At 70.9% G+C, this 23,254-nt stretch carries 22 protein-coding genes; 15 read left to right on the top strand and 7 right to left on the bottom strand.

All coding sequences use genetic code 11. The features are described 5' to 3' along the window. The first annotated feature begins 169 nt into the window (after positions 1-169). Genes N553_RS0110570 through N553_RS22225 form a run of 3 tightly spaced genes read left to right on the top strand, consistent with a single transcriptional unit; the run spans position 170 to position 2,041 of the window. Positions 170-931: a DUF3710 domain-containing protein gene (locus N553_RS0110570; RefSeq protein WP_028046488.1), complete on the top strand. Its 762-nt coding sequence runs from the start codon at positions 170-172 to the stop codon at positions 929-931. Further along, positions 928-1,296 carry an OB-fold nucleic acid binding domain-containing protein gene (locus N553_RS0110565; protein ID WP_028046487.1) on the top strand — a complete coding sequence of 123 codons (369 nt, stop codon included), beginning with the start codon at positions 928-930 and terminating at the stop codon, positions 1,294-1,296. The genes N553_RS0110570 and N553_RS0110565 overlap by 4 nt, the downstream gene beginning before the upstream one ends. After that, positions 1,289-2,041, top strand: coding sequence for a DUF3159 domain-containing protein (locus N553_RS22225; protein ID WP_034621764.1), 753 nt, complete (start codon positions 1,289-1,291; stop codon positions 2,039-2,041). The genes N553_RS0110565 and N553_RS22225 overlap by 8 nt, the downstream gene beginning before the upstream one ends. Here N553_RS22225 and N553_RS0110555 read toward each other — a convergent pair. Both N553_RS0110555 and N553_RS0110550 read right to left on the bottom strand, forming a co-directional pair. Beyond that, positions 1,974-2,648 (bottom strand): TrkA family potassium uptake protein, encoded by a 675-nt coding sequence (locus tag N553_RS0110555; RefSeq protein WP_028046486.1) that lies wholly within the window; start codon positions 2,646-2,648, stop codon positions 1,974-1,976. The two genes, N553_RS22225 and N553_RS0110555, sit on opposite strands and share 68 nt — an antisense overlap. Further along, complete coding sequence (locus N553_RS0110550) at positions 2,645-3,295, bottom strand: TrkA family potassium uptake protein (protein ID WP_028046485.1); 651 nt, start codon at positions 3,293-3,295, stop codon at positions 2,645-2,647. Before N553_RS0110550 ends, N553_RS0110555 begins: the two co-directional genes overlap by 4 nt. A gap of 117 nt (positions 3,296-3,412) precedes the next feature. Here N553_RS0110550 and N553_RS0110545 point away from each other — a divergent pair, with 117 nt between their 5' ends. The 7 genes from N553_RS0110545 (at position 3,413) to N553_RS0110515 (ending at position 12,032) form a co-directional block, all read left to right on the top strand. Beyond that, positions 3,413-5,416: an APC family permease gene (locus N553_RS0110545; RefSeq protein ID WP_028046484.1), complete on the top strand. Its 2,004-nt coding sequence runs from the start codon at positions 3,413-3,415 to the stop codon at positions 5,414-5,416. Next, complete coding sequence (locus N553_RS0110540; RefSeq protein ID WP_028046483.1) at positions 5,406-6,674, top strand: class I SAM-dependent RNA methyltransferase; 1,269 nt, start codon at positions 5,406-5,408, stop codon at positions 6,672-6,674. Before N553_RS0110545 ends, N553_RS0110540 begins: the two co-directional genes overlap by 11 nt. 111 nt (positions 6,675-6,785) lie before the next feature. Beyond that, complete coding sequence (locus N553_RS0110535) at positions 6,786-6,959, top strand: hypothetical protein (RefSeq protein ID WP_028046482.1); 174 nt, start codon at positions 6,786-6,788, stop codon at positions 6,957-6,959. Between the two features lie 194 nt (positions 6,960-7,153). Then, entirely contained in the window at positions 7,154-9,898 is a 2,745-nt protein-coding gene (gene acnA / locus N553_RS0110530) for an aconitate hydratase AcnA (RefSeq protein WP_028046481.1), read from the top strand. A gap of 147 nt (positions 9,899-10,045) precedes the next feature. Then, positions 10,046-10,732: a hypothetical protein gene (locus N553_RS0110525; protein WP_028046480.1), complete on the top strand. Its 687-nt coding sequence runs from the start codon at positions 10,046-10,048 to the stop codon at positions 10,730-10,732. After that, entirely contained in the window at positions 10,729-11,373 is a 645-nt protein-coding gene (locus tag N553_RS0110520; RefSeq protein ID WP_028046479.1) for a hypothetical protein, read from the top strand. The genes N553_RS0110525 and N553_RS0110520 overlap by 4 nt, the downstream gene beginning before the upstream one ends. Further along, a complete protein-coding gene (locus tag N553_RS0110515; protein WP_028046478.1) occupies positions 11,370-12,032 on the top strand; it encodes a hypothetical protein in 663 nt (220 codons plus the stop codon). The genes N553_RS0110520 and N553_RS0110515 overlap by 4 nt, the downstream gene beginning before the upstream one ends. On the opposite strand, the gene N553_RS0110510 is transcribed toward N553_RS0110515, so the two are convergent. Further along, the gene (locus N553_RS0110510; protein WP_156043805.1) at positions 12,029-13,351 is read right to left on the bottom strand and encodes a hypothetical protein; all 1,323 of its coding nucleotides are present in this window, start codon (positions 13,349-13,351) and stop codon (positions 12,029-12,031) included. The genes N553_RS0110515 and N553_RS0110510 overlap by 4 nt on opposite strands. A gap of 185 nt (positions 13,352-13,536) precedes the next feature. Between N553_RS0110510 and N553_RS0110505 the strand changes: the two genes are divergently transcribed. Both N553_RS0110505 and N553_RS0110500 read left to right on the top strand, forming a co-directional pair. Continuing rightward, positions 13,537-14,082 carry a hypothetical protein gene (locus tag N553_RS0110505; protein WP_156043804.1) on the top strand — a complete coding sequence of 182 codons (546 nt, stop codon included), beginning with the start codon at positions 13,537-13,539 and terminating at the stop codon, positions 14,080-14,082. After that, positions 14,079-14,282 carry a hypothetical protein gene (locus N553_RS0110500; RefSeq protein ID WP_156043803.1) on the top strand — a complete coding sequence of 68 codons (204 nt, stop codon included), beginning with the start codon at positions 14,079-14,081 and terminating at the stop codon, positions 14,280-14,282. Before N553_RS0110505 ends, N553_RS0110500 begins: the two co-directional genes overlap by 4 nt. A 7-nt stretch (positions 14,283-14,289) precedes the next feature. On the opposite strand, the gene N553_RS0110495 is transcribed toward N553_RS0110500, so the two are convergent. From N553_RS0110495 to N553_RS0110480, 4 genes are read right to left on the bottom strand one after another with little or no spacing between them, the layout of a single operon-like run. Further along, positions 14,290-15,126: an aminoglycoside phosphotransferase family protein gene (locus N553_RS0110495; RefSeq protein WP_369796704.1), complete on the bottom strand. Its 837-nt coding sequence runs from the start codon at positions 15,124-15,126 to the stop codon at positions 14,290-14,292. A gap of 26 nt (positions 15,127-15,152) precedes the next feature. Then, on the bottom strand, positions 15,153-15,827 hold the full coding sequence (locus tag N553_RS0110490; protein ID WP_028046473.1) for a CoA pyrophosphatase: 675 nt from the start codon (positions 15,825-15,827) through the stop codon (positions 15,153-15,155). Continuing rightward, positions 15,824-16,516, bottom strand: coding sequence for a type 1 glutamine amidotransferase (locus N553_RS0110485; RefSeq protein ID WP_028046472.1), 693 nt, complete (start codon positions 16,514-16,516; stop codon positions 15,824-15,826). Before N553_RS0110485 ends, N553_RS0110490 begins: the two co-directional genes overlap by 4 nt. A gap of 4 nt (positions 16,517-16,520) precedes the next feature. After that, positions 16,521-17,975, bottom strand: coding sequence for a GuaB1 family IMP dehydrogenase-related protein (locus N553_RS0110480; RefSeq protein WP_028046471.1), 1,455 nt, complete (start codon positions 17,973-17,975; stop codon positions 16,521-16,523). A gap of 118 nt (positions 17,976-18,093) precedes the next feature. Between N553_RS0110480 and dxs the strand changes: the two genes are divergently transcribed. From dxs to pflA, 3 genes are all read left to right on the top strand, one after another. Then, complete coding sequence (gene dxs / locus N553_RS0110475; RefSeq protein ID WP_028046470.1) at positions 18,094-19,995, top strand: 1-deoxy-D-xylulose-5-phosphate synthase; 1,902 nt, start codon at positions 18,094-18,096, stop codon at positions 19,993-19,995. 91 nt (positions 19,996-20,086) lie between these two features. Further along, entirely contained in the window at positions 20,087-22,360 is a 2,274-nt protein-coding gene (gene pflB / locus N553_RS0110470) for a formate C-acetyltransferase (protein ID WP_028046469.1), read from the top strand. Beyond that, positions 22,357-23,211, top strand: a complete 855-nt coding sequence (gene pflA, locus N553_RS0110465; RefSeq protein ID WP_028046468.1) for a pyruvate formate-lyase-activating protein — start codon at positions 22,357-22,359, stop codon at positions 23,209-23,211. Before pflB ends, pflA begins: the two co-directional genes overlap by 4 nt. Positions 23,212-23,254 lie beyond the last annotated feature (43 nt).

Here is a 23,254-nt window from a genome sequence, read left to right as displayed (position 1 = left end):
CTGGGTGCGGGGTTAGTGTTTCGATGAGGACCTGACCAGCCGTCAGCGGGTGTCAGCCACTCGTCGTGAGGCTCGTCGGTGAAGCACGACGTTCGAGCAGTGGAGCGGTCTGCAGTGGTGCAGGCACGAACGCGCGCCGCAGTGCGCGCGTCGAGGAGGAGTGAGCAACGTGGGTCTGTTCCGACGTGGCGGGAAGGACGCCGTCACCGATGAGGTGAGCGACGGCGTCGACGCACCGGTCGACGAGTCACCAGCCGACGAGGTCGACGAGCTGGACGAGGTCGTCGAGGTCGCGGCTGAGCCGTTCGAGCGCACCGGCGGCCCGTGGGACGCAGACGAGGTGACCGACGACATCGTGCGGGTGGACCTCGGTGCGGTCCGGCTCCCCGGCGTCCAGGGCATGGAGCTTCGGATGGAGATCGACAAGGCGACGGACACCGTCTCGGCCGCGTCGATCATGCTGGACGGCTCGTCGCTCCAGGTCCAGGCGTTCGCCGCCCCACGCACCGACGGCATCTGGGACGAGATCCGTGCCGAGATCGCCGAGTCGGTCACCCAGCAGGGTGGATCCGTCGACGACCTGCCCGGGCCGTTCGGTCGCGAGCTGCTCGCCCGGCTGCCGATCCGTACGCCCGAGGGGCGCACCGGTCACCGGCCCGCCCGCTTCATCGGCGCAGACGGCCCCCGGTGGTTCGTGCGCGGTGTCCTCACCGGCCGCGCCGCAGTCGACCCTGCTGCTGCCGCGCCGCTCGAGAAGGTCTTCGCCGGCATCGTGGTCGTCCGCGGCACGGACGCTCGGGCGCCGCGCGACCTGCTGACGCTCACGCTCCCGGGACCGGGGAACCCGGAGCTCACCGCGTCGGACGCCGAGCCCGCCGCGCCGAGCTTCGACCCGCTCACGCGGGGCCCTGAGATCACGGAGACCAGATGAGCCTCAAGGAGCGTCTGAAGATGGCTATCGCCTCGCAGGCCGAGATCGAGGCCGACGAGGAGCGCAAGGACGCGCACCGGTCGGTCGGTTGCACACCCGTCGACCAGCTCAGCAACCGCTCGCGAGCGAGTGTCTCGGGCGTCATCCGGTCGGTCACGCTGCGTCCGCGTGAAGGCGTACCGGCGCTCGAGGCCGAGCTGTACGACGGAAGCGGTTCGCTGGACCTGGTCTGGCTCGGCCGACGAGAGATCGCCGGCATCTCGCCCGGCCGGCGACTGAAGATCGAGGGGCTCGTGTGCCTCGTCGACGGGCGTCGCACGGTGTTCAACCCCCGCTACGAGCTGCGGCCGCGTCCCGGTGAGTGAGCAGCACCCGAGCGACGGCCCCCTGGACGCGTTCGACGACCTCGTCCCGCCGGACGAGGGCGGCCTGCGAGGCATGCGGGCGCTCACGGCGGAGCAGTTCTCGGCGATGGACGCGGTCGGCGGTGTGCGCGGCATCATCGAGGCCGTCACCCCGGGCCTGCTCTTCGTCGTCGTGTACCTCGCGACCGGGCAGAGCCTGCGGCCCGCACTGATCGCGGCGTCCGCGGCAGCCGTGATCGCGGTCGTCGTGCGGCTCGCCCAGCGGACGCCGGCGACTCAGGCGTTCTCCGGGCTGTTCGGCGTCGGGATCGGCGTCTTCCTCGCGTCGAAGACCGGCGACGCGAACAACTACTTCGTGTACGGCTTGCTGGTCAACCTCGCGAGTCTGCTCGGCACGCTGCTCTCGATCGTCGTCGGCTGGCCCCTGGTCGGACTCGTGATGGGCATGTTCCGACCTGAGGGTCCGCTCTCCAGCGAGGGCAGCTGGGGCGAGGCGGTCGCCTGGCGTCGCGACCGGGCCCTGCGTCGTCGCTACGCGATCGCGACGTGGCCGCTCGTGGCGCTGTTCGGTCTGCGCCTGGTCGTCCAGGTCCCGCTCTACCTCGCGGGGGCGACGGTCTGGCTGGGCACTGCGAAGCTCGTGATGGGCGTCCCCGGGACCGCGGTCGCCCTCTGGTTCAGCTGGTTGCTGGTCCGTGGGTCAACAGGCGTTCCAGCTCCGTCTCGTCCGCGTCCCGCCCCGTGACGAACAGCAGCTCGTCGCGGCCCTCGAGCGTGTCGTCCGCGCTCGGGGCGATCGGGCGGGTGTCGCGCACGATCGCGGCGAGGACGGTGTCCGACGGCCACTCGATCTGACCGACGCGGACGCCGGCCAACGGGGAGTCGTCCGGGAGCGTGAGCTCGAGGATGTCAGCGCGCGACTGGTGGAACGTGAAGATCCGCACGAGGTCCCCGACCGTCACGGCCTCCTCGACCATGGCCGTCATGATGCGTGGCGTGGAGACGGCGACGTCCACGCCCCACGCCTCGTCGAACATCCACTCGTTCTTCGGGTTGTTCACGCGGGCGACCGTGCGGGGGACACCAAACTCGGTCTTGGCGAGCAGCGAGATCACCAGGTTGGCCTTGTCGTCACCCGTAGCGGCGACGACCACGTCGGCCTCGTCGGCCTTGACCTGACGCAGCGTCGGGAGCTCGCACGCGTCCGCGAGCAGCCAGTCGGCGTCCGCCACCTGCGACACGCGCATCGCGGACGGCTGACGGTCGATCAGGGTCACCTCGTGCCCGTGCCCGAGGAGCTCGCGTGCGATGGACCGGCCGACCGAACCTGCTCCCGCGATGACGACCCTCACTCGGACACCGCCGGGGGCGAGGTGAGGATGCGTTCGACCAGGGCGGCCTCGGCGGCCAGCAACAGCACGTGCACGGTGTCGTTCTCCTGCAGGACGGTGGTCGGCGTCGGCAGGAAGCCTTCGCCGTAGCGGGTGACGTATGCCAGCCGGGCGCCGCTGGCCTCCTCGAGGACGCGCAGGGGCCTGCCCACCCACCCCTGGTGGACGTCGATCTGCGAGAGCTGGATCTTGCCGGACGGGTCGCGGTACTCGTCCGTGGAGCCCATGGGCAGCAGCCGACGCAGGACCTGGAGGGCGGTCCAGCGCACGGTGGCGACCGTCGGGATGCCTAGGCGCTGGTAGATCTCGGCGCGGTGCGGGTCGTAGATGCGGGCGACCACGTTCTCGATCCCGAACGTCTCGCGCACTACACGGGCGGCCAGGATGTTCGAGTTGTCCCCGTCCGAGACGGCCGCGAACGCGAACGCGTCCTCGATGCCCGCCTGGGTCAGCGTGTCGCGGTCGAAGCCCAGGCCGGTGACCTTGTTGCCCTCGAAGCCGGGGTCCAGACGCCTGAACGCCTCGGAGTTCTGGTCGATGACGGACACCGAGTGCCCGTGTTCCTCGAGGTTCTGCGCCAATGTGGCGCCAACTCGTCCGCAGCCCATGATCACGAAGTGCACAGTGCGCACGCTATACGTCCGCCGAGGCCCGTGAGACCCGGATCCGGCCGCACCGAGGGGTAGTGGTGTCAGCGGGCCCTGAGCCGCCTAGCATGAGCCATCGTGTCGGACCTCTCGGATGCCGCCAAACGCCTGCTGCTCGGACGACCCGTCCGCAGCGACAGGCTCGGCCACACGCTCATCCCCAAGCGCATCGCGCTCCCCGTGTTCGCCTCGGACGCTCTCTCGTCGGTCGCGTACGCCCCCGACGAGATCCTGCTGACCCTGTCGCTGGCCGGAGCGTCGGCTCTGGTGATCTCGCCGTGGGTCGGGCTCGCGGTCGTCTTCGTGATGCTCGTGGTCGTCGCGTCGTACCGGCAGAACGTGCACGCCTACCCCTCGGGCGGCGGGGACTACGAGGTCGCGACGACCAACCTGGGCGCCAACGCCGGCGTGACCGTGGCGAGTGCGCTGCTGGTCGACTACGTGCTGACCGTCGCCGTGTCGATCTCCTCGGGCGCTCAGTACGCCGCCACAGCCTTCCCGCCCCTGCGCGGCCACGAGGCGGCGTTCGCCGTGGGTCTGGTCGTCCTGCTCACCGTGGCGAACCTGCGCGGCGTCAAGGAGTCCGGCTCCCTCTTCGCGATCCCGGTGTACCTGTTCATGTTCGCGATCGGTGCCGTCGCCGTCGTCGGCGCCCTCCAGTACGTGACGGGCAACCTCGCGATGGCTGAGAGCGCCGACCTCGAGCTGATGCCGAGCGCAGCCTTCGACCAGGGGCTCACGGGTCTCGCGGGCTTCTTCCTGATCCTGCGCGCTTTCGCGTCGGGGTGTGCCGCACTCACGGGCGTCGAGGCGATCAGCAACGGTGTGCCGGCATTCAAGAAGCCCAAGTCGAAGAACGCGGCGACGACGCTGGCCCTGCTGGGCGGCATCTCGGTCACGATGATCATGTCGATCCTCCTGCTCGCACGGGCGACCGGTGTCATGTTCGCCGACGACCCGATGACGCAGCTGACCCGCAACGGCCAGCCGGTCGAGTCCACCTACATCCAGCACCCCGTGATCAGCCAGCTCTCGACGGCGGTGTTCCATTCCATCCCCTGGATGGCCGTCATCGTGTCCGTCGTCACCGGCCTCATCCTGGTGCTCGCCGCCAACACCGCGTTCAACGGGTTCCCCGTGCTCGGCTCGATCCTGGCGCGCGACGGGTTCCTGCCCCGGCAGCTGCACACCCGGGGTGACAGGCTCGCGTTCTCGAACGGGATCGTGACGCTGGCGCTCGCCGCGATCGCGCTCATCATCGCGTTCGACGCCGAGGTGACGCGCCTCATCCAGCTCTACATCGTCGGTGTCTTCGTCTCGTTCACGGTCAGCCAGTTCGGCATGATCAAGCACTGGACGCGGCACCTGCGGACCGAGGCGGACCCGGCAGCACGCAACCGCATGAAGCGCTCGCGCGTGATCAACACGGTCGGGTTCCTCATGACGTCGACCGTGCTGGTCGTCGTGCTCATCACGAAGTTCACGCACGGCGCCTATATCGCGATCATCGCCATGGTCATCGTCTTCGCGCTCATGCAGTCGATCCACCGGCACTACGCGCAGGTCCGCGCCGAGCTCGCCCTGGGTGCGGACGCCGCGTCGGCGCGCGCCCTGCCGAGCCGGGTGCACGCGATCGTCCTCGTCAGCCACCTGCACAGGCCCACGATGCGCGCGCTGTCCTACGCGCGAGCGTCGCGACCGCAGATCCTCGAGGCGGTCACGGTCGGCGTCGACCCGGAGGACGTCGACGCTCTGCGCCAGCAGTGGGAGGAGCTTGCGATACCCGTGGCGCTGCGTGTGCTGGACTCGCCGTTCCGCGAGATCACGCGCCCGGTGCTCACCTATGTGCGCGCGATCCGGCGGGACAGCCCGCGAGACCTGGTCGTGGTGTACATACCTGAGTACGTCGTCGGGCACTGGTGGGAGCAGCTGCTGCACAACCAGAGCGCGTTGCGGCTCAAGGGTCGCCTGCTGTTCACACCCGGCGTCGTCGTGGCGTCCGTGCCGTGGCAGCTCGCCTCGACCGAGGGGCAGACGGGCCTCGAGGACCCGGTACGGGGTACGGTTCCGCGTGGCTACTGACCTTGACGCTGTCCCCGATCGACCGCTCGTCGACCTCGAGATCGGGCCCGTCGCTCACGGCGGGCACTGCGTGGCGCGGCACGAGGGACGGGTGGTCTTCGTCCGGCACACGCTGCCGGGCGAGCGTGTCCGGGCGCGGCTGACGGACTTCGGGGACGCCTCGAAGTTCTGGCGGGCCGACGCGGTCGAGGTGCTCGACGCGTCGCCCGACCGCGTCCCGTCCGCGTGGCCGGCCGCGGGACCGGGAGGCGTTGGCGGCGGCGAGCTCGCGCACGTGTCGCTGGACGGTCAGCGCGCCTGGAAGAAGGCCGTCCTGGCAGAGCAGCTCCAGCGACTGGCGAAGCTCGACCTCGACGTGCCGGTGCAGGCTGCGCCGGGCGACGAGGAGCGAGGCGGCCTCGGCTGGCGTACCCGGATCGACCTGGTCGCCGACGCCGAGGGCCGGGCGGGGATGCACGGCTTCCGCTCGCACGCGATCAAGGTGCTGGACTCCATGCCGCTGGCCAGCGACGCGATCGCGGCACTCGACATCTTCGGTCGACGCTGGACGGCTGGGGCCCGTGTCGAGGCCATCGCTCCGTCGAGCGGGGACGCACCGATGGTGCTCGTCGACGACGCGCCGTACGACCTAGGCCGCGGGCGCATGGACGGGCGGACGAACGCGCGCACGGCTGTGCGGGAGCACGTGCAGATCGGGGAGCGCGCTTACACGTTCCGCGTCGCGGGCGCGGGATTCTGGCAGGTCCATCGTGAGGCGCCCGAGCTGCTGGTCAAGGCGGTGCTGGCGGGCCTGGGCGACGTGGACGGGGCGACCGTGCTCGACCTCTACTCGGGCTCGGGCCTGTTCACGGCGCCGTTGTCGGACGCGGTGGGCGAGGTCGGCGAGGTCGTCTCCATCGAGGGTGACGCCCGGGCGGTCAAGGACGCCCGCCGCAACCTGCACGACCGCGCCAACGTCGAGCTGCACGCCGGCGACGTCGCGCAGGTGCTCACGGGTCGCGTGGACGCGGACTCGGACGTCGTGCACGCGGACGCCGTGGTGCTCGACCCGCCGCGTACAGGTGCGGGCCGTGCGGTCGTCGCGGGCATCACAGCGCTCCGGCCCGAGCGGGTCGTCTACGTGGCCTGCGACCCTGCGGCGCTGGCGCGCGACATCGCTCTCTTCGCCGCCGACGGGTACTCCCTCACGGACCTGCAGGCGTACGACCTGTTCCCGATGACGCACCATCTCGAGGCGGTCGCGGTCCTGACGCGCTGACTGCGGCGGCGCCGAGAGCATTCGCCGTCACGCACGCGTGCGGACGCGGTGGGCCCGGCCTACCGTGGGCCTGTAGCCGGTCCGTCGCGGTCCGGCAGAGGGGAGCGGACGGTGAGCGAGAAGGACGCGGTGAGCCGGCTGGCAGAGGCGAAGCGGCTGGTCACGCAGGAGCTCCACAAGCAAGGCACGCCCGAGTACGACCCGCGTTCGCACGAGCGCGCCATCGAGGCGGAACGCAAGGCACAGGACGCGCTCGACGCCGAGCGCGCGAGCTCGACGAGCTGACGCACCGACCGGATCGGCCCTCGTCGGGACGGCGGGGGCCGATCTGTGTGCAGAGCGTCGCTGGAGGATGTATCTTGATGTCGAGATAAATCGTGCTCCGTGCCCCATAGGGTGGCAGGACGCACTCCACAGCAGCCCGGGTGACCTCCATCCCCGGGCAGCACACCGGCAGACTCGCCACTGAAGGAGCCCCCGTGAGCAGCGTCGACAGCTTCGGATCCAAAGGAACACTCGAGGTCGGTGACGCCTCCTACGAGATCTACCGCCTCTCCGCCGTCCCAGGGGTCGAGAAGCTCCCGTTCAGCCTGAAGGTCCTCGCAGAGAACCTGTTGCGCACCGAGGACGGTGCCAACATCACCGCAGACCACGTCAACGCGCTGGCGACGTGGGACCCCGACGCGCAGCCCGACACCGAGATCCAGTTCACGCCGGCGCGCGTGATCATGCAGGACTTCACCGGTGTGCCCTGCGTGGTGGACCTCGCCACGATGCGTGAGGCCGTCGTGGAGCTCGGCGGAGACGCCACCCGCATCAACCCGCTGGCACCCGCCGAGCTCGTCATCGACCACTCCGTGCAGATCGACGTGGCCGGCCGCGCCGACGCGTTCGAGCGCAACGTGGCGCTGGAGTACGAGCGCAACCGCGAGCGCTACCAGTTCCTGCGCTGGGGCCAGACGGCGTTCGACGACTTCAAGGTGGTCCCGCCGGGTACCGGCATCGTGCACCAGGTCAACATCGAGTACCTCGCACGCGGCGTCATGGTGCGCGACGGCAAGGCGTATCCGGACACCTGCGTCGGCACCGACTCGCACACCACGATGGTCAACGGCCTGGGCGTGCTCGGCTGGGGCGTCGGTGGCATCGAGGCCGAGGCGGCCATGCTCGGACAGCCCGTCTCGATGCTCATCCCGCGCGTCGTCGGCTTCAAGCTGACGGGCACCATCCCGTCCGGTGTGACGGCCACGGACATCGTGCTCACGATCACGCAGAAGCTGCGCCAGCACGGCGTCGTCGGGAAGTTCGTCGAGTTCTACGGCGAGGGTGTCGCGTCCGTGCCGCTGGCCAACCGCGCGACCATCGGCAACATGAGCCCGGAGTTCGGCTCGACCGCGGCGATGTTCCCGATCGACGGCGTGACCCTGGACTACCTGCGCCTCACGGGCCGCTCCGAGGAGCAGCTCGCACTGGTCGAGGCGTACGCCAAGGAGCAGGGGATGTGGCTCGACCCCACCCTCGACTCCTACGTCGAGCCGATCTTCTCCGAGTACCTCGAGCTCGACCTGTCGACGGTCGTCCCGTCGATCGCCGGCCCGAAGCGCCCGCAGGACCGGATCGAGCTGTCCCGCGCGAAGGAGCAGTTCCAGCGCGACCTGCCGACGTACGCGCCCGAGGTCACCAACGGGGTGGACGAGGCCGAGCGGGAGTCGTTCCCGGCGTCCGACTCCCCGGCGATCACGTCGTCGGCGACCCGCACGTTCTCCGTGACGGACACCGAGGGCCGCTCGTACGACCTGTTCCACGGTGCCGTCGCGATCGCGTCGATCACGAGCTGCACCAACACGTCGAACCCGTCGGTCATGATCGCCGCGGCCCTCGTCGCCAAGAAGGCCGTGGAGAAGGGCCTGACCGCCAAGCCGTGGGTCAAGACCTCCATGGCTCCGGGCTCGCAGGTCGTCACCAACTACTACGAGAAGGCCGGCCTGTGGCCGTACCTCGAGAAGCTGGGCTTCCACCTGGTCGGCTACGGCTGCGCCACCTGCATCGGCAACTCCGGTCCGCTCGACGAGAAGGTGTCCGAGGCCGTTCAGGAGCACGACCTGGCCGTCGCGGCAGTGCTCTCGGGCAACCGCAACTTCGAGGGGCGCATCAACCCCGACATCAAGATGAACTACCTGGCCTCGCCGCCGCTGGTCATCGCGTACTCGCTCGCCGGGACCATGGACTTCGACTTCGAGTCGGACCCGCTGGGCCGCGACGAGACCGGTCACCCGATCTTCCTGCGGGACATCTGGCCGTCGCCGGAGGAGGTCCAGGCGACCATCGACGCGTCGATCGACCGCGCGATGTTCACCAAGGACTACGCGGACGTGTTCACGGGCGACGACCGGTGGCGTTCGCTGCCCACGCCGGAGGGCGACACGTTCGAGTGGGACCCGCAGTCGACCTACGTGCGCAAGCCCCCGTACTTCGAGGGCATGCAGGCCGCACCGGCGCCGGTCGTCGACTTCCACGGCGCGCGCGTGCTCGCCAAGCTGGGTGACTCGGTGACCACGGACCACATCAGCCCGGCCGGCTCGATCAAGGCGGACAGCCCTGCGGGGGTCTACCTGGCCGAGCACGGCGTCGAGCGCCGCGACTTCAACAGCTACGGCTCTCGTCGTGGCAACCACGAGGTCATGATCCGCGGCACGTTCGCGAACATCCGCCTCCGCAACCAGCTGGTCCCGGGCGTCGAGGGCGGGTTCACCACCAACCTCCTCACGGGCGAGCAGACGTCCATCTACGACGCCTCGCAGGCCTACCAGGAGGCCGGGATCCCGCTCGTGGTGCTGGGCGGCAAGGAGTACGGCTCGGGCTCGTCACGCGACTGGGCGGCCAAGGGCACCAGCCTGCTGGGCGTCAAGGCCGTCATCACCGAGAGCTTCGAGCGGATCCACCGCTCCAACCTCATCGGGATGGGTGTGCTGCCGCTGCAGTTCCCGGAGGGCGAGTCGGCCGACTCGCTCGGCCTGGACGGTACCGAGACGTTCGACATCGTGGGAGTCACGGCCCTGAACGAGGGCACCACGCCGCGCACCCTGGCAGTCACCGCGACGAAGGCGGACGGCTCCGTCGTCTCGTTCGACGCCGTGCTGCGCATCGACACCCCCGGTGAGGCGGACTACTACCGCAACGGCGGCATCCTGCAGTACGTGCTGCGGTCCCTGGTCAAGGCCTGACCTAGCGTTCCCGACGAGCCCGGTCCCTGTCGTGGGGCCGGGCTCGTTGTCGTCTCCAGCTCGGGCACGATCACGTCTCCGACCAGGCGCCGTCCGAGCAGCGGAGCGATGACGGGGCACCGGACAGGCGCACCTACACTTGCGCGCGTGTCAGGACCCGCCGCCCCTCCAGAGCTGCGCGCCCGGGTTCGAGCCAGCCGCAGCACGGTCGCGCGTCGAGTCCTCGACCAGCCGCTGCAGCGCTTCGGCGTCGTCGGCGCGGTGGCGCTCCTCGCGGTGACGGCTGCCTTCGGTGGCCTGCAGGAGCAGACGCAGGACGGTCCCGAGGAGCTCGCGGTCGACACCGCGGTCGACCTCGCGCCGTTCGAGGTCACCGTGCACCGCGTCGTGTGGACCACGGAGCTCCCCGGTCAGTACCTCACGGACGACGGGAACCGCTGGATCGCTGTCGTCGCGACGGTGCGCAACACGAGTGACTCCGGCGTCCTCGGAGGCGCGCTCGGCGAGGCACTCACGCTTGCCGACGTCGAGGGTCTCGTGCAGGAGCCGGGCACACTGGTCCCGGGTGTGACGGCGAGCTCCGTCTCCCTCCTCGACGACGGTTCGACGCTCAGCCCCGTGCAGCCCGGTCTGACGTACGAGGCTGCCTTCCTCTTCGAGCAGGACGGATCGATCGCGGCGCCCACGAGTGCCACGGTGCTGCTGCAGGAGCACACCTGGCGCGCAGGCAGCCTCGACGGTGTCGAGGCGTGGTGGGACCCGACGACGACGCTGCGAGGTGAGCTCGACGTGCGCGAGGCGGTGTCGGACTCCGACGACGGGCAGGACGCGTGAGCACGGCCGACGCGGCCGCGACGGGCGTCGAGACGACCGCAGGTGTGCGACGCACCCGGATACAGACGGTCGGTGCGGGCGCGGCCGTCCTCGCCGCGCTCGCCGTCGGTCACGTCGTGGTCACGGCCTTCCCGGTGGACGAGCGCGTGCAGGCCTCGTTCGTCCGCCCGGCTGCTGTGGGTGAGCCCGTGGACCTCCGGTATGCACGGCTGACCGTCGGTAGTCCTCGCGGTTCCACGGTTCTGGACACCGACGACGGTTCAGTCCTCACGACGCCAGGGGTGTGGCTCACGGTCCCGTTGACGATCGAGGCCTCGGGGCAGCCGCGCGCGCTCGGGTTCGCGGAGCTGCTGGGCGGGGACGGCCGCACCTATCGCGTCTTCACGGGCGGCCGCTCATCGTTCCTGCCCGGCACGGCTCAGCCAGGGGTCCCGCGCTACGCGACGCTCCGCGTCGAGGTCCCGCCCGGCGCGCTGCCCGGGGCACACCTGCGGATCGGACTGCAGCCGGACGACCAGCGCCGCGACGACGTCGCCGACATCGACCTCGGCCTCACCACGGCCGATGCCGACGCGTGGGCGACGCAGGTCACCCCGCTGCACGCAGGCGCATGGTCGGACGAGTCACCGGAGCGGACATGAGCACGTCGACGACCGCCCGGACCGTGGCGTCCGACGATGCTCCCGGGTGGTGGCGCCGGAACCGCTGGGCCGTTGCTGCGCTGCCCGTCGCGCTGACGCTCGCCCTCGTCGCGTCCGGTGACCGCGTCCGCACGCTGTGGTGGATCCACGACCTGCGTGTCCCCACCACAGGACAGGTGGGCGAGACGGTCACCTTCCGCCAGCAGGTCGACGGAGCAGTCGGCGCCGAGCCCGTGGACGTGCGGGTCCGCCTCGACCGTGTCCACGACGCGGCGACGCTGCCGGACGACATGGTCCTGCCTGCCGGATCCCGCGCGGTCCAGGTGGACCTCACGCTGAGCGCGGACCCCGACATCGTGCTGGCCGGCTGCTCGCTCGCCGTGCGGGACGCTGCCGGAACGCGGTACGAGTACGTCGCGTTGGGCTGGGGGGCCATGCAGCCGGTTGCACCGTGCGTCCCGGAGGACGCCCCGGGTCCGATGCCCTCGCTGGGAGACCTCGACGACGAGCTGGCCGACTCGGACTCGCCCCCGCGGCCGACGACGTGGGAGGTCTCACCGGTCATCGTCGTGCCGGACGGGGTGGAGGTCGCGGACGTCGTGCTGTGGTGGCACATGCCCCAGTACCTCGAGCTCGAGGCGCCCGGGCGGGACACCTAGGGCGTGGTGGCTCCGGCGGGCGCCGGCTGGTCCGTGGCCGAGTGCTGTCCAGCGAGGATCCGGTCGACGCCGGCCGCGAGCAGTGCGACCGTCGCGGTCAGGCCCACGGCTGTCGCGACGGAGGACACCATGGGCGCGAACGCGAGCCACGTGTCCACGTCCTGCGGCCCGCTGACCGCTCGGGCCAGCAGGAGGACCACCTCCTCGATCCGAGTCGCGACCAGGAACGCCAGCGCGAACACGAGCATCGGGCCCAGGCCGGCGATCGCGAGGCGGCGCAAGCCGTCCACGAGTGCGCGGAAGCGTCCGCGGACGTCCCCGACGACGGGCGCGGCGGCCTCGATGGTCAGCCGGCGTACCGGAGCCGGCAGGCGCTCCCACGCGGCGGGGCGCACGCGCGGCGTGCGTGTCGGCGGAGCCGCGAGCTTGTGCCCGTACACGACGGCACCGACCGTGAGCCAGGCGAGCGGGATGACGACGAGGTCGTCGAGGTTCCCGAGGATGCTCGCGAGCGCGTCGACCGTCGCGTCGACCGGCCCGGCCACGGGCCCGAGCGCATCGAGGAAGGTGAGCCACCAGTCCAGGACGATCGACACGGCACGTCGGCTCTCGACCCACGCCCAGGCGCTGTCGAGGAGCTTGCTCGCGAACGTCGCCACGACCAGGAGCCAGAACGCCTCGACGTAGGCACCGGCGAAGGCGAGCGCGCGCCGGTGGCTGCGCCCTTCCCACCGGCCGAGCAGCCAGCGCAGCACGACGGCGACGACCACGACCACGACGAGCGCCCAGCCCGTGGCCAGGTCGACGAAGCTGCCGTCCGGACCGTCCCCCGTGAGCGAGAACCCGTTCTCCGCGAACTGCCGGAAGGCGGCCGTGTTGAGGAACCGGTTGCGGTCCTCGGCGAGCAGCCCGTAGGACGCGTACAGCGCGAGGAAGGGCACGAAGACCGAGGCCAGCACGTCGATCAGGCCGCGCTCGTGCCCCGACGCGGCGTCATCCGGGCCGCGCGTGCGGGCGATGGCGTCGAGCGCGGGGAGATCGCGGCGCAGGACGTGCAGCATCGCGACGATCCCCGCCACCATGCTCAGGGGTGCGAGCACGAGCACCGCCCAGCCGAGCGTGTTGTTGACGGTCGAGGCGTTGACGGCTGCCCAGCCGGCCGCGTGGCGTCCTGCTGTGGCGATCAGCGCGATCACGAGGAGCACCGGCCAGGAGCGCAGCCACAGTCGTGCGCCGTGCGACACGACGGCACCGAGCTCACGCAACCAGCCGGGCAGGCCGGTACGTGGCGTCGTGTCGGGGGCCGGTTCGGAACTCACGGCGGACATCATGCCGTGGCAGGGGTCTCTCGTGCGCCGGACGCTCGTGACGCCACCCGGCTGGCGACAGCGAGCGCCGGGCCTCCGCGGGCACGACGGTATTTCTGCGCGCGGTGCGCGGCTCATCCTGTCGAGCGGCCCTGCGTCCACGGTCGCTCCGGACCTGAGCTGAGGCGGCGAGGCAGATGACAGGAAACGAGAGCTCCAGCACGAGGAGCGGGTTCTTCTCGACGGCTCCCGGGGTGCTGACAGCCGTCGCGGCGGTCATCACCGCGCTCGGTGGGATCTACGGCGTCTACGTGAGCCAGAACCATGCAGCCGTCGCGGACCCGCCCGTCGTGGTGACCTCGGCCAGCACCCCGGCGGACGACCAGGAGTCGCCCGAGGCCGACGTCCCGGCCGACGAGATCGGCACCGACGCCATCAGCGGCATCGCCGTGCTGCATGACGCGACCGTTCAGGAGAGCGACGTCGGGACGGACCCGCTCGGCACGTGGTACGCCGGCACGGACCTCGACAGCCAGGCGACGGCCGACGGCTGCGCGCTGGGGGACGTCGACGCGTGCACCGCTCTGGAGGCCATCCTCGTCGTGGACTGCGAAGCCACCTGGGATGCGGCGTGCGACGTCCTGTACCTGGCCGAGCCGGAGGGTTCGGAGCTGGAGAACCTCGGAGCGACCTGCGGGTACCTGTTCGAGGACTGGACCTACGCGGGCGAGTGCACGTCGTGACCGCGTCGTCGACGTTCTGGCTCACCGTCGCGGCGATCTTCGTCGTCAACGGGCTGCTGTCGTTCGCTTGGGGGGCGCCCGTGCTCGGCACGGCGCAGGCCGTGACCGGGGTGCTCGCGGTCATGGCCGCCTGGGCGGCTCGACACAGGACTGTGGCTCGCGGGCGCGAAGGCGGGACGGAGCCGGGCTCCGACGCGTGATGCCCGGTCAGTCGGAGAGCGCCTGGGACAGTCCGTGCAGCCCGATCGGGACGAGTCCGGGGTGCTCGTCGGGATGCAGCAGGAACATCACGGCCAGGTGCAGCGCCCACGCCCGTGCTCGTCGCCAGGTCGCGTCGTCGTAGCGGAGCCCCTGGCGGAAGGCCTCGCGGCCGTCGCTGTCGAACGTGAGCCATGCGGTCGCCAGGTCGGAGGCCGGGTCACCGGAGGTGAGGTCACCGAAGTCGATGACCGCACGAAGCGCTCCGCCCTGCACCAGCAGGTTCGCAGGGTGCGGGTCGCCGTGCAGCCACAGTGCCGCACCGTCCCACGCAGGTGCGTCGGCGAGGTCCCGGAACCGTTCCAGGATGCGGTCGGAGTCCGGCACGTCGAGCGTCGCGAGCCGCTCTGCGAGCCGGTCGCGGGGGACCGGGATCCCTCGGACGGGGTTCACCGGGGCGTTGCCGGGAGCCGGTCGGTGCAGTGCGAGGAAGACCTCGGCGAGGTGCGCAGCCCACGCCGATCGCTCAGCGACGGGTGTGTGGTGCGCCGCCACGGCGTCGAACCAGGGGACGACGCTCCACGCCCACGGGTAGGTCGAGGACGCCGTCCCGACCCGGACAGGGACCGGCACGTCGACGGGCAGACCTGGCGCGAGCACCGGGAGCCACTGCTGCTCGTGCGCCACCAGGGGAGCGGCGGCAGCGCGGACCGGGAGCCGAGCCGCGAGGTCGTCACCGAGCCGCCACAGTGCGTTGTCCCAGCCGGTGCCCGCCCAACTCAGCGGGCGCTCGGCGAGGTCGGGATGCTGCTCGTTCAGGAGGGTGCGCACGAGCGTGTCCGTCACGTCGACCTCTGGCACAGGATGCGCCATCAGCGGGCTGAGACCGTGCGCTTCTCGTCGTACGGCACAGCCCAGCCGAGGGCGTCGAACATCCGCGCCAGGACGATGCCCGTGAAGCCCCAGATGAGCACCCCGTCGACGACGAACGCAGGTGTGCGGATGGCCCGGCCCCACCGGGTGTGCTCGACGCTCGCCCGGTTCTTCGGGTCGAGCAGGTCGGTGACCGACACCCGGAACACGTCGACCGTCTCCGCGTGGTCCACCGCGGCGACCCGGGACGGGTGCGTCCACCAGGCCGGGACCGGCGTGACGAGGTGGTTGCTCACCGGGACGGGAAGCGGCGGGAGCGTCCCGAGGACGTCCACCCCTGACGGGTCGAGCCCGGTCTCCTCGACCGCCTCGCGCAAGGCGGCGTCCCGCGGTCCGCTGTCGGAGGGTTCGAGCCGGCCGCCCGGGAAGGAGATCTGCCCGGCGTGGCTGCCGAGCCCGGCCGCACGGCGTTGCAGCAGCACGTCGAGGTCGTGCGCCGTGGCCAGCGGACCGGTCCCCTCCAGCTCCCCGAAGAGGATCAGGACGGCGGCGGGCCGGGCGTCGGAGGGGTCGGCGAGGACGCGTGCCGGGTCGACGCGCCAGTCGACGCCTCGGGCGCACAGGTCGACCAGCTCGTCGCGAGCGCCGCGGACGTCCGGCACGGGCGCGGTCATCCGCGTGCCCGCACGCGCTCCCCGAACACGGCGAAGGCCTTCTCCGCAGCGGGTACGAGGACGGGGAGCTGTTCGGCGCCGGCGGCGCGGATGGTCTCGATCTCGTCGTCGGCGAGCGTGCCCACCATGTCGGGTGTCGAGAGCCACAGGTCGAGCATCCCGGCGTCGAGCTCGGGATGGAACTGCAGACCGAGCGCGCTTCCTGCCCGGAACGCCTGAACGGGCGTGAGCTCGGTCGACGCGAGCAGGGTTGCTCCTGGGGGAAGGTCCACCGAGTCGGAGTGCCAGTGCAGGACGTTCGGGTTCGAGCCCAGGACGCCGAGGACCGGGTCGTCCGCGACGACGTCGACCGGGGCGAACCCGATCTCCGTGCCGGTGCGCCGTCGCAGCGGCGCACCCAGTGCGAGCGCGAGGAGCTGCATGCCGAGGCAGATGCCGAGCACGGGGACGCCCGCCTCGACGGCCGACGCCAGCAGCGCCTGCTCGGCGGCCAGCCCGGGGTGGCCCTTCAGGTCGTCGGCGTCCATGCTGCCGCCCATGACCACGACTCCGGACACCTCGTCGAGCGAGGGGAGCCGAGGGTCGGGCAGGTCGAGGACGGTGCGCACGCGGACGGGCGAGTCGAGCCCCTGGGCCACCAGACCCGGGCCCTCGTGCGGGGCATGGGTGAGGATCAGGACGGGTCTCATGCCGTCACCAGCCGTCCGGCAGCGGACGTCCTTCCTCGTAGCCGGCCGCGGACTGGATGCCCACGACGGCACGTTCGTGCAGCTCGTCCAGCGACGTCGCGCCCACGTACGTCGCGGCCGAGCGCACGCCGGCCGTGATGTGGTCGATCAGGTCCTCGACGCCCGGCCGAGCAGGGTCCAGGTACATGCGCGACGACGAGATCCCCTCCTCGTAGAGGGCCTTGCGGGCGCGCTCGAACGCGGACCCTCCGAGCGTCCGGGCGGCCACGGCGCGCGCCGAGGCCATGCCGAAGCTCTCCTTGTACAGGCGACCGGTCCCGTCTGCGTGCAGGTCGCCCGGGCTCTCGTGCGTACCGGCGAACCACGAGCCGACCATCACCTGTGACGCGCCGGCGGCCAGGGCCAGTGCCACGTCGCGAGGATGACGCACACCGCCGTCGGCCCACACGTGCCGGCCGAGCCGCCGCGCCTCCTGCGCACACTCGAGCACTGCCGAGAACTGGGGGCGGCCGACCGCCGTCATCATGCGGGTGGTGCACATCGCCCCGGGGCCGACGCCGACCTTGACGATGTCCGCGCCGGCCTCGATCAGGTCGCGCGTCCCGGCGGCAGTCACCACGTTGCCCGCGACGACAGGGACCTGGGGGTCCAGCGAGCGCACGGCGCTCAGCGCGTCGAGCATCTTGCGCTGGTGGCCGTGGGCGGTGTCGACCACCAGGACGTCGACCCCCGCCTCGAGGAGCTCGGAGGCCTTCTGCTTCACGTCACCGTTGATCCCGACGGCGGCCGCGACACGCAGGTGCCCGTCCGCATCGAGCGCCGGGCGGTAGATCGAGGAGCGCAGTGCGCCGACCTGCGTCAGCACGCCGACGAGCTCGCCGTCGCGGACCACGGGGGAGAACCGTCGGCGGGCGGCGTGCAGCCGCTCGAACGCCGACTCCAGACCGCGCGGGCCACCCTGCTCGAGGACCGTGAGGTCCAGGGTCGTCGGGTTGGCGCTCATGACGGCGCCGACCTGCGTGAAGCGGTCCACCCCGCCGCAGTCCGCCTCGGTGACGACGCCGATCGGCAGACCGTCCTGGACGACGACCGCGGCGCCGTGCGACCGCTTCCCGATGAGGGTGAGCGCCGTGTGGACCGTGTCGTGCGGGCCGACCACGACCGCCGTCTCGACGACCGTGTCCTTGGCCTTGACCGATGCGACGACCTCGGCCACCACGTCGGTCGGGACGTCCTGGGGGAGAACCGTGATGCCGCCACGACGTGCGACGGTCTCGGCCATCCGACGGCCCGCGACCGCCGTCATGTTGGCCACGACGACCGGGATGGTCGTGCCGGTGCCGTCGGCGGAGGTCAGGTCGACGTCGAACCGTGAGGTGACCTCGGAGCGGGACGGAACAAGAAACACGTCGCCGTACGTGAGGTCGGAGGTGGCCGCGTGGCCAGGCAGGAAGCGCATGAGAGTTCCCCTTTCCTGTCGATTGTAGTGCGCCCGCCCGGGAGCCCTGGGGTGTGGTCGAGGGCTCGACGCCTAGACTGTGACGTCCGCCAGTCCGACCCACGAGGAGAAGCCACCCTTGGGCCAGCTCGATCGCATCAGCACCCCGGCGGACGTCCGCCGTCTCAGCCCGGGGCAGGCGGACGAGCTCGCGGGTGAGATCCGCACGTTCCTGGTCGAGTCGGTGTCTCGCACCGGCGGCCACCTGGGTCCGAACCTCGGCGTGGTCGAGCTCACGATCGCGATGCACCGGGTGTTCGAGTCGCCGCTCGACGCCATGGTCTTCGACACCGGTCACCAGGCCTACGTGCACAAGCTCCTGACGGGCCGCACCGACTTCTCGAAGCTGCGCAGCCGTGACGGCCTGTCCGGGTACCCGAGCCGCGCCGAGTCCGAGCACGACGTCGTCGAGAACTCGCACGCCTCGACCGCCCTGAGCTGGGCGGACGGGATCGCGAAGGCCAACGAGCTGCAGGGCCGTGGGGACCGTCACGTGGTCGCCGTGATCGGCGACGGTGCGCTCACCGGTGGCATGGCCTGGGAGGCGCTCAACAACATCGCGGACGGGCAGGACCGTCGGCTCGTCATCGTCGTCAACGACAACGGACGCTCCTACGCCCCGACGATCGGCGGCATGGCGCACCACCTGGACATCCTGCGCACGACGCGCGGCTACGAGAACGTGCTGACCTGGGGCAAGCGCACGCTGCGGCGCGCGGGGCCGCCGGGTCGCGCCACGTACGACGCGCTGCACGGCATGAAGAAGGGCATCAAGGACGTCCTGGTGCCGCAGGGCATGTTCGAGGACCTCGGCATCAAGTACCTCGGTCCGGTCGACGGCCACGACATCCGCGCGGTCGAGCGGTCCCTGCGGGCCGCCAAGGCGTTCGGCGGACCCGTCATCGTGCACGTCATCACGGAGAAGGGCCGCGGCTACACGCCCGCCGAGCAGGACGTCGCCGACCGGTTCCACGCGGTCGGCAGGATCCATCCAGAGACCGGTCTCCCGCTCGCACCGTCCCGGTTCGGGTGGACCGGGGTCTTCGCCGACGAGATCGTGCGGATCGGACGTCAGCGCAAGGACGTCGTCGCGATCACCGCGGCCATGCTCCAGCCCGTGGGCCTGGCGCCGTTCGCCGCGGAGTTCCCCGAGCGGGTGTTCGACGTCGGCATCGCCGAGCAGCACGCCGCGACGTCCGCGGCCGGCATGGCGTTCGGTGGTCTTCATCCGGTGGTCGCGGTGTACGCGACGTTCCTGAACCGTGCCTTCGACCAGGTCCTCATGGACGTGGCCCTGCACAAGGCCGGCGTGACGTTCGTGCTGGACCGCGCAGGCCTGACGGGTGACGACGGCGCGAGCCACAACGGCATGTGGGACATGGCGATGCTCGGCATCGTGCCCGGGCTCCGGCTCGCGGCGCCCCGCGACGAGCAGACGCTGCGGGCAGCGCTGCGTGCCGCGGTGGACGTCGACGACGCTCCCACCGTGGTGCGCTACCCCAAGGGCGCCCTGGGCGAGCCGATCCCCGCGCTCGAGGACCTGGACGGCGTGGACCTGCTCGCGCGTCATGACACGGCCGTGGACGAGCAGGGCGCCCCGGCTGTGCCCTCGGTGCTCGTCGTGGGTGTCGGCTCGATGGTGGGCACCGCACTGGGCGTGGCCGAGATCCTGGCCGCGCACGGGCTGCGCGTCGACGTCGTCGACCCGCGCTGGGTCCTGCCCGTGCCGGAGTCGTTGATCAAGCTCGTCGGCGAGCACCAGCACGTCGTGACGGTCGAGGACGGTGTGGTCGACGGTGGCATCGGCTCGCTGATCGGGCAGCGGTCGGCCGAGGCCGGGATCGGTACGCCCGTGCAGTCGTTCGGCATCCCGCGCGCCTTCCTGGACCACGCGACACGCGAGCAGCTCGTCGACACGCTGCGTCTGCGACCCGAGGACATCGCCCGGGACGCACTCGCTGCCCTCGGTCGTAGAGTGTGACGCACGCAATGTCCATCTAGGGACCAAGGGCCCGGGTTGACGCCTGGCCAGCCTCCTAGTGTCGAACTACCGACCCGAAAGAGGAGCACAGATGTCCACCAGCACGGTGCCCACCACCGACCACAGTGCACGCGACCGTGAGCCGGGCTGGGCAGGGTTCGAGACCGGTCCGTGGACGGACCGGATCGACGTCCGCGACTTCATCCAGCGCAACTACACGCCCTACGAGGGCGACGCAGGATTCCTGGCTGGCCCGACCGCCCGGACGACTGCCCTGTGGGCGCGGCTGAGCGAGATGTTCCCCGCCGAGCGCGAGCGCGGCGTGTACGACATCGACGCCCACACGCCCTCGACGATCACGTCGCACGCCCCCGGCTACATCGACGAGGAGAACGAGCTCGTCGTCGGCCTGCAGACCGATGCGCCGCTCAAGCGCGCGATCATGCCCAACGGCGGCTACCGGATGGTGGAGAAGTCGCTCGAGACGTACGGCTTCGACCCCGACCCGACGGTCGGCAAGATCTTCGGCACGTACCGCAAGACGCACAACGACGGCGTCTTCGACGTGTACCCGCCCGACGTCCGGGCCGCGCGCTCCTCGCACCTGATCACGGGGCTGCCCGACGCGTACGGTCGCGGACGCATCATCGGCGACTACCGTCGCGTCGCGCTGTACGGGGTCAACGCCCTGATCACCGCCAAGCGCGAGGAGCGGGCCGTGCTCGACTCCCGCCGGTCGACGGAGGACGTCATCCGGGCACGCGAGGAGAACTCCGAGCAGATCCGGGCGCTGAACGAGCTCAAGACCATGGCCGCGTCCTACGGCTACGACCTGTCGGCGCCGGCGACCACGGGCCGCGAGGCCGTGCAGTGGCTGTACTTCGCGTACCTCGGTGCGGTCAAGGAGCAGAACGGCGCGGCGATGTCGCTGGGCCGCACCTCGACGTTCCTCGACATCTACCTGCAGCGCGACCTCGAGGCCGGGCTGCTGACCGAGGAGCAGGTCCAGGAGCTCGTCGACGACTTCGTCATCAAGCTGCGGATCGTGCGGTTCCTGCGCACCCCGGAGTACGACGAGCTGTTCTCGGGCGACCCCACCTGGGTGACCGAGACGATCGGCGGCGTCGGTCAGGACGGGCGGCCGCTGGTCACCCGCACCTCGTTCCGGTACCTGCAGACGCTCTACAACCTGGGTCCGGCACCCGAGCCGAACCTGACCGTGTTCTGGACCGACAAGCTGCCCGACGGCTTCAAGCGCTTCTGCGCCCAGGTGTCGATCGACACCTCGGCGGTCCAGTACGAGTCCGACGAGCTGATCCGCTCCGCGTGGGGCGACGACGCCGCGATCGCCTGCTGCGTCTCGCCGATGCGCGTCGGCAAGCAGATGCAGTTCTTCGGTGCTCGGGTCAACCTGGCCAAGGCGCTGCTGTACGCCATCAACGGCGGTCGTGACGAGATCACGGGCCGTCAGGTCGCACCGGCAGTCGACCCGGTCGTCGGTGACGTCCTCGACTACGACGACGTCATGGCGAAGTTCGACTCGATGATGGACTGGCTCGCCCAGACGTACATGGACGCGCTCAACTGCGTGCACTACATGCACGACAAGTACGCGTACGAGCGTCTCGAGATGGCGCTGCACGACGCCGACATCCTGCGGACCATGGCGTGCGGCATCGCCGGGCTGTCGGTCGTGGCGGACTCGCTCGCGGCCATCAAGTACGCCTCCGTGCACCCTGTCCGGGTGCCCGGCGGTCTGATCACGGACTACGTCGTGGACGGCGAGTTCCCCACGTACGGGAACGACGACGACCGCGCCGACTCGATCGCGGTCGGTCTGGTCGAGACGTTCATGGACAAGCTGCGCAAGCTCACGCCCTACCGGGACGCGCTCGCCACCCAGTCCGTCCTCACGATCACCTCGAACGTGGTCTACGGGAAGGCGACCGGATCGACGCCGGACGGCCGGCCCGCCGGCGCCCCGTTCGCTCCCGGTGCCAACCCGATGAACGGCCGCGACTCCCACGGGATGCTGGCGTCCGCCCTCTCGGTGGCCAAGATCCCTTACGGACAGGCACAGGACGGCATCTCGCTGACCTCGACGGTGCTGCCCGCGGGGCTCGGACGCACGCCGGAGGAGCGGGTGGGCAACCTCGTCGGCCTGCTCGACGCGTACGTGCTCTCCGAGGGTTTCCACATGAACGTCAACGTCCTCAACCGCGAGACGCTCGAGGACGCGATGGAGCACCCGGAGAACTACCCGCAGCTGACGATCCGCGTCTCCGGCTACGCCGTGAACTTCGTGCGGCTGACGCGTGAGCAGCAGCTGGACGTGCTCTCCAGGACGTTCCACGGCGCAGTATGACCTCCACCCTGCCCTCCACGGACCGTGGGGTGAGCCTGGGCCTGCCTCGCGCACACGCCGGGACGGCAGGCCTGTCCGAGATCGACGTCGACCACAGCACGCGGTTGGCGTCGATCCGGTCGGGCGAGCTCGGGTCGGTGCACTCGTGGGAGCTCGTGACGGCAGTAGACGGCCCAGGGACGCGGATGACCGTGTTCCTGGCCGGCTGCCCGTTGCGTTGTCTGTACTGCCACAACCCGGACACGATGGAGATGCGTCGGGGGACCGACGTGAGCGCCGACGAGATCCTGGGGCGGCTGGCGCGGTACCGGACGGTGCTGACTGCGACCGGCGGAGGTCTGACCGTCTCGGGCGGTGAGCCGCTCATGCAGCCCGCGTTCACCGCTCGGTTGCTCCGGGGCGCCAAGGCGATGGACCTGCACACGGCGCTCGACACGTCGGGGTTCCTCGGCAGGCACTGCACGGACGCGATGCTCGACAACCTCGACCTTGTGCTGCTCGACGTGAAGTCCGGACTCCCGGACACCTACCGGCGCGCGACGGGACGCGACCTGGAGCCGACGCTGGACTTCGGGCGTCGCCTCAACGACCGCGGGATCGAGATCTGGGTGCGCTTCGTCCTCGTGCCGGGCCTCACGGACGCGCCCGAGAACGTCGCGGCAGCCGCCGACCAGATCGTCGCGTTCGGTGGCGCCGCGCGTGTCGAGGTGCTGCCGTTCCACCAGATGGGGCGCGACAAGTGGGCCGAGCTCGGCATGGAGTACCAGCTCGAGGAGACGGCAGCACCGTCCCTGGAGCTGGTCGAGGACGTCCGGGAGACGTTCCGCTCGCGAGGCTTGACGGCGTTCTGACCACCTGAGCCACTAGCGTGGCCTCAGCAGACACTCGCAGACG

Origin of the sequence: Cellulomonas sp. URHE0023 (genome assembly GCF_000688475.1) — a bacterium.
Taxonomy (GTDB): Bacteria; Actinomycetota; Actinomycetes; order Actinomycetales; family Cellulomonadaceae; genus Cellulomonas.
Note: the sequence above shows the minus strand (reverse complement) of the source record. Positions and strands in the feature narration are given on the sequence as shown.

What these genes read in the sequence shown, in the direction of transcription:
- N553_RS0110480 (WP_028046471.1), bottom strand. Translation starts at nt 17,975, where the DNA reads ATGCGCTTCCTGCCTGGCCACGCGGCCACCTCCGACCTCACGTACGGC.
- N553_RS0110515 (WP_028046478.1), top strand. Translation starts at nt 11,370, where the DNA reads ATGAGCACGTCGACGACCGCCCGGACCGTGGCGTCCGACGATGCTCCC.
- pflA (WP_028046468.1), top strand. Translation starts at nt 22,357, where the DNA reads ATGACCTCCACCCTGCCCTCCACGGACCGTGGGGTGAGCCTGGGCCTG.
- N553_RS0110490 (WP_028046473.1), bottom strand. Translation starts at nt 15,827, where the DNA reads ATGACCGCGCCCGTGCCGGACGTCCGCGGCGCTCGCGACGAGCTGGTC.
- pflB (WP_028046469.1), top strand. Translation starts at nt 20,087, where the DNA reads ATGTCCACCAGCACGGTGCCCACCACCGACCACAGTGCACGCGACCGT.
- N553_RS0110565 (WP_028046487.1), top strand. Translation starts at nt 928, where the DNA reads ATGAGCCTCAAGGAGCGTCTGAAGATGGCTATCGCCTCGCAGGCCGAG.
- N553_RS0110505 (WP_156043804.1), top strand. Translation starts at nt 13,537, where the DNA reads ATGACAGGAAACGAGAGCTCCAGCACGAGGAGCGGGTTCTTCTCGACG.
- N553_RS0110550 (WP_028046485.1), bottom strand. Translation starts at nt 3,295, where the DNA reads ATGGGCTGCGGACGAGTTGGCGCCACATTGGCGCAGAACCTCGAGGAA.
- N553_RS0110485 (WP_028046472.1), bottom strand. Translation starts at nt 16,516, where the DNA reads ATGAGACCCGTCCTGATCCTCACCCATGCCCCGCACGAGGGCCCGGGT.